The sequence below is a fragment of the Bradyrhizobium sp. AZCC 2230 genome, assembly GCF_036924495.1.
Classification (GTDB): Bacteria; Pseudomonadota; Alphaproteobacteria; order Rhizobiales; family Xanthobacteraceae; genus Bradyrhizobium; species Bradyrhizobium rifense.
On sequence record NZ_JAZHRS010000001.1, the window covers coordinates 6,415,727 to 6,430,206 of the forward strand.

8 protein-coding genes are annotated in these 14,480 nt (G+C 66.7%); all 8 read right to left on the reverse strand.

The features are described 5' to 3' along the window. Positions 1–45: 45 nt before the first annotated feature. Positions 46–3,555, reverse strand: a complete 3,510-nt coding sequence (gene addA, locus V1280_RS30805; RefSeq protein WP_334533209.1) for a double-strand break repair helicase AddA — start codon at positions 3,553–3,555, stop codon at positions 46–48. Then, complete coding sequence (gene addB / locus V1280_RS30810) at positions 3,549–6,698, reverse strand: double-strand break repair protein AddB (RefSeq protein WP_334533212.1); 3,150 nt, start codon at positions 6,696–6,698, stop codon at positions 3,549–3,551. The genes addA and addB overlap by 7 nt, the downstream gene beginning before the upstream one ends. Before the next feature lie 215 nt (positions 6,699–6,913). Beyond that, entirely contained in the window at positions 6,914–7,636 is a 723-nt protein-coding gene (locus V1280_RS30815; RefSeq protein WP_334533215.1) for a nucleotidyltransferase family protein, read from the reverse strand. A gap of 124 nt (positions 7,637–7,760) precedes the next feature. After that, complete coding sequence (locus V1280_RS30820; protein WP_334533218.1) at positions 7,761–8,078, reverse strand: PilZ domain-containing protein; 318 nt, start codon at positions 8,076–8,078, stop codon at positions 7,761–7,763. Positions 8,079–8,166: 88 nt separating this feature from the next. After that, a complete protein-coding gene (gene tsaE, locus V1280_RS30825; RefSeq protein ID WP_334533221.1) occupies positions 8,167–9,687 on the reverse strand; it encodes a tRNA (adenosine(37)-N6)-threonylcarbamoyltransferase complex ATPase subunit type 1 TsaE in 1,521 nt (506 codons plus the stop codon). Continuing rightward, entirely contained in the window at positions 9,684–12,188 is a 2,505-nt protein-coding gene (locus tag V1280_RS30830; RefSeq protein WP_334533224.1) for a PAS domain-containing sensor histidine kinase, read from the reverse strand. Before V1280_RS30830 ends, tsaE begins: the two co-directional genes overlap by 4 nt. A gap of 364 nt (positions 12,189–12,552) precedes the next feature. Beyond that, entirely contained in the window at positions 12,553–13,011 is a 459-nt protein-coding gene (gene dut / locus V1280_RS30835; RefSeq protein WP_334533227.1) for a dUTP diphosphatase, read from the reverse strand. Continuing rightward, positions 13,008–14,456 (reverse strand): bifunctional phosphopantothenoylcysteine decarboxylase/phosphopantothenate--cysteine ligase CoaBC, encoded by a 1,449-nt coding sequence (coaBC, locus tag V1280_RS30840; RefSeq protein WP_334533230.1) that lies wholly within the window; start codon positions 14,454–14,456, stop codon positions 13,008–13,010. The genes dut and coaBC overlap by 4 nt, the downstream gene beginning before the upstream one ends. Positions 14,457–14,480: the final 24 nt, after the last annotated feature.

A 14,480-nucleotide genomic window follows, 5' to 3' on the forward strand; every position in this document is an offset into this window, starting at 1 on the left:
AGAATCGGCGCGACGTGGAATCGCGCCCGGGATCATGGCGTCAACCTATGAACGCCCCCTTGCCGGGTCAAGGACGCTCACGCCGACATGAAGGGATGCCAGCGCCGCGTCCAGCGCGGGGGCTGAAATCTCCATATATTCAAGGGCCTCGGTCCAGAGCAAAACGGCGCGGATCGGCTTTTGGGGATAAAGCCGCGCCAGCACCGCCCGGTACAGCGCAAGCTGCCGGACATAGGCGGCGGGGGCCTCCGCGGCGCTTTTGGGGGCGATCTGGTTGGTCTTGAAATCGACGATCAAAACCTCGTCCGGACGAACCACCAGCCGGTCGATCTGCCCCGACACCAGCGCCGGCGGGCGGCCCGGCCGGTCGAGTTTCCCGACGATGGCGACCTCCGCCCGGCTGCCCTCGGCAAACACCGGTGCAAAGCGCGGCTCGGCGATGAGGGCGAGCACCTTGTCGGCCACTGTGACGCGATCGGCCTCGGCCCAATCCGCGGCATTGCGGATCATGAAGCCGAGCGCGGCCTCGCGCCGGCGCTCGGTGGCGATGTCGGGCAGAGACTGCAGCAACCGGTGCACCAGCGTGCCGCGCTGCAGCGCCAGTGCGCGCGACTGGACTGATTCGCCTGTCCGTACGCTGCGGCCCTCTTCGGCCGATTGGCCGGAGGGACGCACCAGATCGTCGTCGACGCTCTCACGCGGCGCCAGCGTCCGCAGCCAGTCCGGCAGAGTGATCGTCTGGTCCATGCTTGCCGCCGGCGTGCCCAGCGCGACGACGTCCTCGGGCCGGGCGAACCGGGTCACCTTGCCGAGCGGCGTTTCGATCGTCTGCTTGTCGAGGCCGGAGCCGGTGAGCCCGGTGTCGACGAGGTCGTACCAGCTCAGCTTGCGGACGGTCCTCATGTTGCCGGGCAGGCAGCCGCCGACGATCAGCCGATCGGCCGCGCGCGTCATCGCGACATAGAGCAGGCGGCGATATTCGTCCTCGGTCTCATCGATCATGGCCTTGCGTGCGTCGGCGACGGGCTTCGGATCGTCGGCCTTGCGCCCGGCCCAGACCACGACCTCGCCGCCGTTGCCGCGCGGCACGTGGATCAGCCGCACCCGCTGCGAATCCGCGGGCGATGACGTTGTGTCGACCATGAACACGACCGATGCCTCGAGACCCTTGGCGCCGTGCACCGTCATCACCCGCACCTCGTCGCGGGTGATTTCCATGTCGCGCTTCACCTCGGTGTCGGCCGAGCGCAGCCAGGCCATGAAGCCCTGCAGCGAGGCCGGTGCCTTGCGCTCGCAGTTCAGCGCCAGCTCCAAAAATTCGTCGAGCGCGTCATTGGCCTCATGGCCGAGCCGGCGCAGCATACGCGCGCGGCCGCCGTCACCGCCGAGCAGCCAGGCATAGAAGGCGAACGGCGTCTCCTCGCGCGCACGGATCTCGCACGCCTCAAGGCGTCGCAGCACGGTGGCGAACTTCTCGCTTCCAGCCGCATGCTGGCCGAGTGCGCGGCGCAGCGATCCCTTGCGGTCATGGGCCAGTTGGAACAGGTCGTCGTCGTCGAGACCGAACAGCGGGCTCTTCAGCGCCACTGCGAGCGCGAGATCGTCCTGTGGCAGCAGCAGCGCGTCCGCAAGGTTCATCAGGTCGATGATCGCGATGTGCTCGGTCAGCTTCAGCCGGTCGGCGCCGGCGACGGGAACGTTGGCGTGCTTCAGCGCCTGGATCACCGCGTCGAAGGCATTGCCGCGCCGGCGCACCAGGATCAGCATGTCGCCGTAGCGCAGCGGCCGCCGCTCGCCCTCGTGCCCCGTCAGCGTGCCGCCCTCGACCAGCCGCTTGATCTCGGTCTGGATGCGGCGAGCGAGCTTGACCTCGGGACTGGTGACGGCGACGCCGTCGAACGGCGCGCGCCAGCCTTCGATCTCCTGCCGGTTATCGGCCTCGGCAAGATCCCACAGCTCGATCACGCTGGGGCCGGCATCGGCGAGCGCATTGTGCAGGGGATGGCCGGTTTCGACCGAGTGGATGCTCTTGTAGATCGCGGGCTCGCGGAAGACGTGGTCGACCGAATGCAGGATCGCCGCGCCCGAGCGGAACGAATAGGTGAAGGCGACGGGATCGAATTTCAGCCCGGCGGCGGTGAACTTGCGGTGCAGCTCGCGCCGGCGCGTGTCGAATTCCCGGGGCTCGGCGCCCTGGAACGAAAAGATCGATTGCTTTTCGTCGCCGACGGCAAAGACCGTGCGGTTCAGGCCCTCGCGCGCGCCTTCGCCGGCCGTGAATTCGGAGATGATATGCGCGACAATGTCCCATTGCCGCGGGCTGGTGTCCTGGGCCTCGTCGATCAGCACATGATCGACACCGCGGTCGAGCTTGTAATGCACCCAGCCTGCGGAGACGCGGTTCAGCATCGCCAGCGTCTTGTCGATGAGGTCGTCGTAGTCGAGCAGCCCGCGTTCCTGCTTCTCGCGCCGGTAGTTTGCAGCGGCGGCCGTCGCGATGTGCAGGAGGGCCGCCGTGCGATCGCGCATGGTCACTGCGCGGCGCCGCTCGATCAATCCACCGAGGCGAGACGCTTCGTTCTCGAACAGGCGCGCGACGGACGGACTTTGCTCGCCAAACTTCTTGGTCAGTACGGCCTTGCGCGGCAGTTTTTCATCGGTGAGAAAAACGCTGAGATAGGCATCCACCTGCGCCGCGCCGGAAAACGCCTTTGCCTCGCGAAGGCGACCCGCTTGGTCGTTGTCCGACTTGTTGCCATGCTCCAGCGCGAAAGCGATGTCGTCCCAGCGCGAGCGCGGCAGGAACGGGCCATCGAGAATCTCGGTCTCGACATCTTCGATGCGGTTACTCGCATCAACGCCCAGCACGGCCGCCATCTGTTCAGCCGCCGCCCCGGCGTTGCCGGCCTCATCGGTCCAGGCCATGAAATGGTCGCGGCTCAAGCACGCCTCTCGCACGACCTCCTTGAAGGTGACGTCGGCGGCGCTCGTCATCGCGGTCAGCAGCGCGCGGCCGGTGATGGTCTCCGGATCACGCGCGGCCTCCAGCAGTACTTTCAGATTGGCGCGCTCCATCATGTCGGTCTGGTCGCGGTCGTCCATCACGGCGAATCGCGCTGGCACATTTGCCTCGAACGGAAATTGCTGAAGGAGGCGGGTGCAGAGCGCGTGGATGGTCTGCACCTTCAATCCGCCCGGCGTCTCCAGCGCGCAGGCGAACAGTTTTCGCGCCTTGCGCCGAAGCTCTCGGTCCGGGTGAGGAATGCCGACCGCGCGGATCGCGGCGTCGAGCCCGGTATCATCAAGCGTCACCCAATGCCCAAGCGTCGTGAACACGCGCTCGGCCATGTTGGCGGCGGCGGCCTTGGTGAAGGTGATGCAGAGAATCTTTTCCGGCGGCACGCCCGACAGCAGCAGGCGGATCACGCGCTGCACCAGCACGTGCGTCTTGCCCGAGCCGGCATTGGCCGACACGAAGGCGGACGCGGTCGGATCGGAGGCACGCGCCTGCCGCGCGCGCACTTCATCCGGGATGGGGCGGGGCGCCTTCACCATTCTTCGATCCCCAGGCCGCCCGCCGCGGACCATTCCTTGATCCGGGCGAGATCGTCATAAGCGCCGTAGCGGTTGGTCCACATCGGCAGGTTCAGCGAGGTGTAGGGCTGGTTCTCGTCGTCGAAGGCGCGGATCAGCGCCTCCAGCTTGGCCCGCGCTTCCGCCGCCGCAGTGTCCGGCGGCTGCGGCTCGTCGCCCTGCTTGTATTTGAGCTCGAGGATGCGCTCCTCGCCGGGCGGATTGTTGCCACTCAGGCGGACATAGACGAGCTGGCTTACGGACGCACCGGCGTCGATGTCGCGGAAGCCGCCCTCGCGCAGGATCGCGGCTTCCAGCGTCAGCTGCGGCGACAGGCCCATGCGAACCTGCTTGCCGGTCGGTGGCTGGCCGGTCTTGTAGTCGAGGATGGCGTAGCCGCCGCCCTGGCGCCGCTCGATGCGGTCGGCGCGGGCAGAGAGAACGAAGCTGCGATCATGGTCGAGCTTGATCGAGATCTCGCCGCGGGTCTCCGCGGTGATGGCTTCGATCGAATCGCGGCGCGCCGTCTCCCATTCGCCGAACCAGCGTGCGATGCGCTGGAAGCGCGGCCACCACAGCGCCCGTGCCTCGGGCCGCTCCATCAGCGGGGCAAAATACTTTTCGCCGATCGCGCGCAGCACATTTGCGGGATCGTCGGGCAGACGCGCGGCAAATTTCTCGGTGAATTCGCCGAGCGCATCATGGATCGCCGAGCCGCGGTCGGCAGCCGACAGCGGCATGTCGACGGGATCGAGCGCATCCAGCCGCAAGATGTGTTTTGCGTAGATCGTGTAGGGATCACGCAGCCAGTCTTCGATCGCAGTCACCGACATTTTCAGCGGCCGCGTCGCGCGCGGCGGTCGTGGCTCCGGCTGCTTGACCGGCGTGACCTCGGCAGGCTGGTCCAGCGCGCCTGCGAATTGCACGTATTTTTCGCCGGCGCGAACCGCCGCCTTCCAGAGCTCGTCGCCCGCGACCGCCTCTAGCCGGTGCAGGAAGCGCGACGCCACCGCCGGTGCGCCGCCGGCCTTGGCGGAATGGGTGAGGATCACCTCGTCGCCGCCGAGCAGTTGCGCAAAGTCGTGCGCCGAGAGGCCGATGCGGCGCTCCGGCAGATCGAGACCAAGCTCGTGCCGCATCGGGCGGCTGAGCCAGGGATCGATGCGCGGCGCCGGCGGCCAGACGCCTTCGATCAGCCCGCCGATGATGACGCGGTCGGCCTGCATCAGGCGCGATTCCAGAGGACCGTAGATCTGCAAGCGAGCACCGGGCTTGTCGCGCCGCCGCACCGCACGATCGCTGAACGCGGTCTGGAACAATTCGGCGTAGTCCGGCAGCGTCACCATCAATCCGCTGGTGGTGCCGCCACGCAGGAGATCGTCGAAGGCGCCGGCGAGCGCGAGGCCTTCACGCTCCTCGAAGGCGAGCGGAATACCCTGCTCGTCGCGCGACAGCTCGATCATGATCTCGCGATGGCGATGCGCGAGCTCGGCGAAGTCAAACGGCGGCTTTGATGACGCCAGGCTCTCGATCGGCGCCAACGCCTTTTGCAGGGCATCGATCAGCGCCTGGATGCGGTCGAGGTCTTCTGCCTTGAGCCGCGCGCGCGGCTCGGCATGGTGGAGCGCGGAAACCTCCTTGCGCTCCAGCTTCGCAAGTTCCTCGCGGAAACGGTTGAACTCGCGCAACAGGCCGCCCGTGCCTGCCGGCGGGCGCGTGCCGCGCAACACTGCGAGCTCCAGCCCCTCGATCGCCGCCTTCCATGCGCCCGGTGCGCGGCCGAGCCGGCACAGCGGATGTTTCAGCATCGCCAGCAGCGTCGGCGGCTCCAATCCCCTGGTCGCGGCTTCCGCTGCGAGGCGCGCAAAGACGCCGGCGGAGGTTTCCATCAGAGCGTCGCCGCCGGAATCGTCGAAGGCGAGATCCCATCGGGTCAGCGCGGCCATCACCCGCCGCGCCAGCGCGCGGTCGGGCGTCACCAGCGCTGCCGAGTTGTCGAGGTGCCGTGCCTCGCGCATCGCAATGGCGATGGCGAGCGCCTCCATTTCCGGATTGGGGGCTTCGACCACCGCGAGATTTTTCATGCCACCGGCAATCTTTGTGGCGACATCCGGCTGCTTCAGCCGGTCGTGCCAGACTTCCGTCTTGGCCGACGGTCGCATCGATTCGGAGGCGAGCAGATCGCGGCCGCCGTCCGCCGGTGGCTGAAGGATTTCGACGTCGCTGCGCTTGATGCCAAAGCGATCCAGCAGCGCGTGCATGGCATATTGCGGATGGTTCGAGGCCGGATGCTCCGCGAATTTGCCGAGCGAATCGCGCACGCCGCCGATGCTGCGCCAGGCGTCATCGTCGAGATCAGTATCGAGGCCCGGCAACACCACCGCGCCATGCGGCAGCGAGGCGACTGCATGGAGGAATTTTGCGGTGGCCGGCATCGAGCCGGTCGAGCCCGCCGCGATCACGGGCCCATGCGGATGCGCGGTCAGGCGCTTCGCTTCCGCCGCGATCAGGAGATCACGCCGCGCCGCGGGCTCGATGCGGTTGATCTCGGCGAGATGGCTCGGCCAGGCGATGCGGGCGATGCGCAAGAATTCCAGCGAGTGCTGCCAGTAACGGTCGAGCATGTCCGGCACCAAGCCGTCGAGCGCGCTCCAGTCGACGCCGCGCGTCACCATGTCGTCGATCAGGCGGGCGAGGTCGCCGGCCAGCGCCAGCGTCGAGGCCGGGCCGCCGACCACGAGCGGCGCCAGCACCGGACCCTTGGCCCAGGCGGCGACGAGTTGCGCCAGCGTCAGCCGCCGTTCGAGCTCGCCGAGCCGCGGTGGGATCTCGAGCGGCGTTGCGCCCGAAAACTGTTCGCCTTCGTCGGCGAAAGCGAGCTCGTCCTCGTCGATGTCGCCGAGCGCGACGATGCGCGGCAGCACCACGGCATCGGCCTTCATCTCGTCGAGGAAGATTTCGCGGACGACGCGCATGGCGCGCCGCGTCGGCAGATAGAGCGTGGCGTCCGCCAGCCGCGCCGGTTCCTTGCGCGCCTCGAATCCGTCGACCAGCCGGCCGTCAAGCAGGGCGGTGACGATGGTGCGCAGGAACGGAACTGAGAGGGGAACGCTGAAAACGCGCATGGGCCGCCTGATTCGGAGATCAGGCGCCAATATAGGGAGGCGGACTCAAATGGATATGGGCTGGGGCGAAATCGTCCCCGCTGTTTGTGCGACCAGGACAGATTTCGTAGGGTGGGCAAAGCGAAGCGTGCCCACGCATTTTTGCGATCGAGAGAGATGGTGGGCACGGCGCAAGTGCGCCTTTGCCCACCCTACGGCACCGTGTTTGGGGCGGCTTACGCCACGCTCTCCAGAAACGCCTCTTCCGCGGCGTGGATCGCATCCGGCGTGCCGACATGCATCCAGACGCCGTCGAGGCGGAGGCCGAACAGGCGCTCCTGCTCGTTGGCGCGGTCGAACATCTTTGTCAGCGAAAACTCGCCCTGCGGCGCGTCGGCGAAGATCGTCGGCGACAGGATGGCCGCGCCCGCATAGACGAACGGCACGATCTCTTTTTCCTTGCGCTTGCGCAGCGCACCGTCGGGTAGCATGCCGTAATCGCCGCGGCCGCTATAGCCGATGCTGGTTGCGGTGGGCGCCATCAGCAGCAGGATGTCCATGCGCTCGGGGTCGAAGTTTTCCGCAAGCCGCGTCAAATTGGAGCGCACGCCGTCGATCCACAGCGTATCGGAATTGACGTGGTAAAACGGCGCATCGCCGAGCAGCGGCAGCGCCTTGACCACGCCGCCGCCGGTGCCGAGCACCTGGTCGCGCTCGTCCGAGATGGTCACGCGCGGATGCTGGCGGGATGCTGTGTGATTGATGATCTGGTCGGGCAGATAGTGCACGTTGACCACCGCCTCGGTCACGCCGGCCCGGGCAAGCTTGTCGAGCACGTGGTCGAGCAGCGGCTGGCCAGCCACAGGCACCATCGGCTTCGGCATCGTATCCGTCAGCGGACGCATGCGCAGGCCGAACCCTGCGGCGAGCACCATGGCTTTGGTCGGTTTGACGGACATGCTTGGCTTTCTCGAACCTCTGAAATTCGCGTTTGCAGCAATCCTAGCACGGACCGGACTCGACCGCACCGCATCTCAACCGCCTTAACCACCCGCCGTGACGGTTGTGCGACGAGTGTTGCCGTCACGCCCCGACGGCTGTGGAGCGCGCCTTTTTCTTCTTGTCGCCTTGTTTGAGGAAATTGACCCCGATCTGGTCACCATTGACCCAGGCCAATTCGCAGCGCCGGTACGCTAACCCGGTGGACGACAGTACGAGAAAAAATTCCTTCAGATGCAGACCTTCGACAGAGCCGTCGATGGTCAGCTTGGCGCCGCTTTCGGAGACGTCCTCCATCGTGCATTCGCGCCGCCAGGTGCCGTCGATGCCCATCATCTGGGCCGGCACCCCACGTTCGAAAACAACCCGACTGTTCCCGCGATGGTCCGCCTTGACCGCCATCTGCCCTTGCTCCAGCCCGTCTTTGTCCGGCTGCCTGCGGGCGATGATACCGGTGCGATGGCTAACAGCCGGTAAACCGGTTCCGGGCTCAGGATCGGGGCGGCGGGACGTTAGCGAGATACCAGTTGCGCAAATGCTCAAGCGCTGGATGCGCCAGCGAGCGCTGGAGATAGGTCCAGATCCGCGGCTGGTGGCGCAAATAATGCGGCTTGCCGTCGCGGCGGTTGAGCCGGGCGAACGTGCCGAGCAGGCGCGTGTTGCGCTGCGCCGACATGATGGCATAGAGCTCGGCAAAACCGGCCGGATCGAAGCTCGCGTCCTCAGCCCGGCGCGCCTTGATGTAGCGCGACAGCAGCGTCAGCTCGAGGGCTTCGGGCACGTCGATGCGGGCGTCCTGAAGCAGCGACACCACATCATAGGAGTGCGGTCCGAGAACGGTGTCCTGGAAGTCGATCACGCCGACGCGCGCCATGCCGGTGCGGTCCGCGAGCCAGATCAGATTCGGCGAGTGATAGTCGCGGATGATCCAGGTCTTCGGTGCGGCCAGCGGTTTCTTCAGCAGCTCGCGCCACATCGCAAAAAATTCCGCGCGCTTCGCCTCGCTTAGCGGTGCGTTGCGATCGGGCAGATACCATTCCGGCATCAAGCCGATTTCAATCAGCAGTGCGTCGGTGTCCCAAGCGGGAATGGTATGGGTTTGCCCGTCCACCGGCAGCGTCTCCGGCAGAGCCTTGCCGTGCAGCAGGGCCAGCACGTCGGTCGCGGCCTCATAGCGCTGAGCGATCGGGCGCGGCGGATCGCCCTCGATCACGCCTTCGCTGCCGAAGTCTTCCGAGATCAGAAAACCGTGGTCGAGATCGACATGGTGGATTGCGGGCGCCGAGATCCCTGCCGCGCGCAGGCCTTCGTCGATGGCGACGAATGGCTTGATGTTCTCCGCAAGATGCACCACGGCGCTGTAGGATTTGCCGTTGTAGACCGCTGCGCCATCGGGACGCTGCGGCGAGTTCATGAGGATGACGACGCCATCATCGCGGATCAGCCGCGCATAGGAGCGCGTCGAGGCGTCGCCCGCCATGCGCTTGCGGCCTGCGTTGATATAGCCGGACGCATCGAGGAATTCGCGCAACGCCTTCAGCCGCGCCACGGTGGCTGCGCTCCGGCCGTGACCGGTGATGTCCGCGGCACGCGCATTCGAGCCCAGCGCCGGGCGATGCGTCAGCGCGATGTCGATCCGGTCCGCCGGCATTGCCGAGGGCGCACGCTCGGGCCATTCGATCAGCACCAGCGTCGCATCCGGCAGTGGTGACAGCCCGATCTCCTCGAGCTCGCTCTCGTCCTCGACGCGATAGAGGTCGGCATGCATCAGGGCAAATGCCGGTAGATCGTAACCCTGCACCAGCGTGAAAGTCGGGCTTGGCACTTCCAGCTCTACGTCATCGGCGAGGTAACGGATCAGGCTGCGCGCCGCTGCGGTCTTGCCGGCACCGAGATCGCCGGTGAGCGTGATGACATCGCCCGGGCCGAGCAGCAGCGCGAGATCGGCCATCAATTGCGCGGTGGCCGTCTCGTTGTGAAGCGCGACGGAGAATGTGGCCGGCGCGATCATTCGGCGGCGTCGCGATGCGCCGCCTGGTCGGTCGGGAAGTCGCAGATCACGACCGTGCCCTTGCCGACGACCGAATCCACCTGCACCTTGCCGCCATGCAGCTCGACAAAGGAGCGCACCAGCGACAGCCCGAGCCCGGCGCCGCGATGACGCGAGCCCTGCGAGCGGCTTTCGAACCAGTTGAACACCTTGTCCTTCATGTCGGCGGGTATTCCAGGTCCGGAATCTGTCACAATGAAGACCACACTGCGCTCGGTGCGGCGCGCGCTGATCCCGACAGTGGAATCCTGCGGCGAGAAGCCGACGGCGTTGGCGAGCAGGTTATAGAGCACCTGCACCACGCGCTTCTCGTCGCCGACGAAGCTGCCGACATCGGGCGCGATCTCGACCTTGAGACGGATGCGGTCGGTGGCGAGCCGGTCCTGGATACCTTCGGCGGCGAGCTCGATGGTCTTGCTGACGTCGACCGGGCCGAGTTCCAGCTTCATCGCGCCGGCATCGATGGTGGCGAGATCGAGGATGTTGTTGGTCAGTGCCAGCAGCGCATTGGTCGATTTGGTGACGTAGTCGAGATATTCGGCCTGCTTCGGCGTCAGCGGCCCGGTCGAGGGGTCGCTGAGGAAATGTGCGAAGCCGATGATGGTGGTGAGCGGCGAGCGCAGCTCGTAGGAGACGTGGTGGACGAAATCCACCTTCATCTGATCGGCGGTCTCAAGCGCCTCGTTGCGCTCGCGCAGCGCGCGCTCGACATTCTCGGTGTCGGTGATGTCGAGGAAAGTCAGCATGGTCGCGCCGTCCGGCAGCGGACGGATCATGCCATCGAGCACGCTGCCGTCCTTGCGCTCCAGCTTGAGTGGCACGTCGGCGCGGTTCTCGATCGAGGTGATGGCCTCGCGAATCTGGCGCCAGACGGTCGGATCGTCGAACAGCTGCTGGCACCAGCCCTCGACGGTCTGGATATGCGGCTCCTCGCGCATGGCGTCGTTCGACAGCTTCCACATCCGGACGAAGGCGGGATTGAACAGCTGCGCCTTGCCGTTGCTGCCGAACACCGCGACGCCCTCGGCGAGGCTGTCCAGGGTCTCGCGCTGGACCCGGATCATGCCGTCGAAGCGGCGGGCCAGCTCGAGGCTCTCGGTGACGTCGTCGAACAGATAGGTGACGCCACCTTCGGGATTGGGCGTGGTGACGACCGACAGCGCGCGGCCGTCGGGCAGGTACCAGGTGTCCTTGGCGGCCTCGACCGCACGATAGGCCTCGTGCAGCTTGGCCTTCCAGGCGCGGAAGTCCGGCTGCTCCGGCAATTTTCGCGCGGCGCGGAGTTGGTCGAGCACGCTGGAATCGTCGGGATCGGCATCCAGGAATGTGCGGTCGAGGTCCCACAGCCGCCGGTAGGAATCGTTGTAGAAGGCGAGCCGGCGCTGGCCGTCGAACACGGCAACGCCGGACGAAAGCTGATCGAGCGTGCGGCGATGCGCCTCCGCCATCCGCACCAGCGCGGCGCTCAGCGCATCGGCCTCGCTCGCGTCGATCGCGACTCCGACACTGCCGCTGCCGACATTGACGGCGCGCACGTCGTACATGCGCCGCTCGCCGCCGGTCACGATCGGCAGCCGCGAGGTGAAGTGAGCTGCGTCCTTCAGGCTGCGCTCCATGGCGGTGCGATCGGCGCTGTCGAGCAGCTCAAGCTTCCGCGCCTGGGCATCAGCGATGCTGGTCGCTTCCGTCGCGCGCGCATAGGCCGGATTGGCGAAGCTCAGCGCGCCGTTCTCGCCCTTGGCCCAGATCGGCCACGGCGCCGCGGCGGCGAAGCCCCGCAGCATCTCGGTTTCGTCGGAGAGCGCCTTGTAGCGCAGATTGGTCTCGGCCAGATCGCGCCGCAGGCCGGAGAGTTCGCGAATCCGGACAATGGCTTGGCCGCCGATGGCACGGCCGATCGCTTCCAGCGTGTGGCCGTTGGCGGTGGTCAGCGTGAGCTGGAAGCCGTCACCGCGTTCGCGCAGCGCATCGACGGCGTGATCCATCTGCAGCGCCGGTTCCGGCGGCAACCAGGTTCCGAAGGCGAGCACGCGCTGCGGCGACGAATCGCGCGGCAGCACCATCGCGATGTCGCCCGAGATCTGTGCGCGATCGTCGCCGGCCGGCCACGAGATCAGGACCTGCGGTTCGGCAAACAGCAGCGCGCCGAAGCGGTCGGACTGCAACTGGAGTTCCCTGATCCGCGCGCGCAACGCCGCCTCGGTCTTGGCCTTGCCGACGCGCGTGCGCATCAGCAGGATCGCGGCCACCACCGAGAAGCCGAGCAAAGCCAGCGCGGTGGCCAGCACCGCGAGCTCCTGCCGGTTGAAATCCAGCAATATCGAGAGTGTGTCGACGAGGTCGGCGGCCTCAGCCGGCGCAGCCGGCAGCAGCGCTGCGAGAGCGCCTCCCAACAAGCCGTTGCGCGCCAACGAAGTGCACGACAACAGCGTCCGACGCATCGACACGATCACGCCTGACATAGTTGCCCCAAGACCGCACGAATTTACGGGCGGCGACCCCCGCCGCACGCGAATCAAACGACAATACCCTCACGGTGACTCCACCGGTAAGAGTCCAGACCGTGAACGCAAAGGTGGCCCCAAAAAAATGCCGGGCGCGGGGTTCCAGTCCACGTAGTTCTTCGGGATGATTCGGTCGGATGTGCCGCGCTTTAGCGTGTCGCACTGCTTACCACGAAGCAGGTGCGCTCCCTCCCCCGCTTGCGGGGGAGGGTTGGGGAGAGGGTGTCTCCGCAACGGGACAATCCCCCAGAGGAAGGAGCCCTCACCCGCTACGCTCTGCGAGCGTGTCGACCTCTCCCGCAAGCGGGAGAGGTAAGAAAAACTAGCGCCCGGTCGAGCCGAAACCGCCGGCACCGCGATCGGTCGACGACAGTGTCGCGACCGGAACCAGCGCGGCCTGGACCATTGGCGCGATCACCATCTGCGCGATGCGCTCGCCGCGCTTGATCACGAAGGGGGCGGCGCCGTGGTTGATCAGGATCACCTTGATCTCGCCGCGATAGTCGGCGTCGATCGTGCCCGGCGAGTTCAGCACGGTGACGCCGTGCTTGGCGGCAAGCCCCGACCGCGGCCGCACCTGGGCCTCGTGGCCGGGCGGCAGGGCGATCGCAAGTCCGGTCGGCACCAGTGCATATTGGCCGGGCGCCAGCGTCATCGGCTCGCTGTCCGCCACCGCCGCCATCAGGTCGAGGCCGGCGGCTTCCGTGGTCTGATAGGCCGGCAGCGGCAGGCCTTCCGCGTGGGGCAGACGTTGTAGTTCGACCGTGACTTTGCTGCTCAAGATGCCGGCTCCAGGGATTTGTCGGTCACGCTTTTGGCAATATGCGCGACCAGTTCGATGGCGACCTGTTCCTTGGTCATCACCGGCCAGGAATCAACTGTGATCTCACCGTTGTTCTCAGCATTCTTGCTGATCAGGTGCACGGTGTTGCGGTCGCCGCCCATCACGCCCGTGGCGGGCGAGACGTCGTTGGCGACGATCCAGTCGCAGCCCTTGCGGGCGAGCTTTGTCTTGGCGTTGTCGATGAGATGCTCGGTCTCGGCGGCAAAGCCGATCACCAGCGGCGGGCGCTTGTCGGTGAGTTTTGAGATCGTGGCGAGGATGTCGGGGTTTTCCACCAATTGAAGCGGCGGCATGCCGGCCGAGGTCTTCTTCAGCTTCTGCTCGCCTTCATTGGCGACGCGCCAGTCGGCGACGGCAGCGGCGAAGATCGCGATGTCGGCCGGAAGCGCGGCCTGCACCTGCTCCAGCATCTGCCGCGCCGATTCCACACGCTTCACCGTCACGCCCTGCGGATTGTCGAGGTCCACGGGGCCGCTGACCAGGATCACCTCGGCGCCCGCGGCCTGCGCCGCAGCGGCAATGGCAAAGCCCTGCTTGCCCGAAGAACGGTTGGCGATATAGCGCACCGGATCGATCGGCTCGTGCGTGGGGCCCGCGGTAATCAGCACGCGCTTGCCGGCAAGCGGCCGCGGCACCGGCGGCCGCAGCAGCCGCTCGGCGGCGGTGGCGATCTCGATCGCCTCGGACATGCGGCCGACGCCGGCTTCGCCTGCTTCGGCCATCTCGCCGGAGTTGGGGCCGATCAGCAGGACGCCGTCGCGCTGCAGCTGCGCGACGTTGCGACGGGTCGCCGGATTGTTCCACATCAGCGGATTCATCGCCGGCGCGATCAGAATCTTGCGGTTGGTCGCGAGCAGGATCGCGCTGGCGAGATCGTCGGCATGGCCGTTCGCCATTTTCGCCATCAAATCCGCGGTCGCCGGCGCCACCACGATGAGATCGCAGTCGCGCGCGAGACGGATGTGGCCAGCGTCGAACTCGCTCTGGGGATCGAACAAATCATTGTAGACGCGCTCATGGGAGAGGGCGCTGACCGAGAGCGGCGTCACGAACTGCTCGGCCGCCTTGGTGAGCACGCAGCGGACCTCGATGCGGCGCTCCTTCAGCCTGCGGATCAGGTCGAGCGACTTGAAGGCCGCGATCCCGCCGCCGATGATCAGGGTGACGCTGGCCTCGGGGACGGTGCTGGAGCGCGTCGACGCGGCCGCAGGGGATGCCTCGGGCGGCACCGCAAATGGCGTCAGCGGCTCCTCGCGGCCCTCGATCAGCTCCCGCAGGATGACCCGGACCTCTTCCTCGACCGACCGGTGGTTCTTGGCCGAGCGCAGCCGCAGATAGGTTTTGACGTGTTCGTCGAGCTTGCGGATGGTCAGGCTTGCCATGACGCCCCTCCAGCACGGAATGAT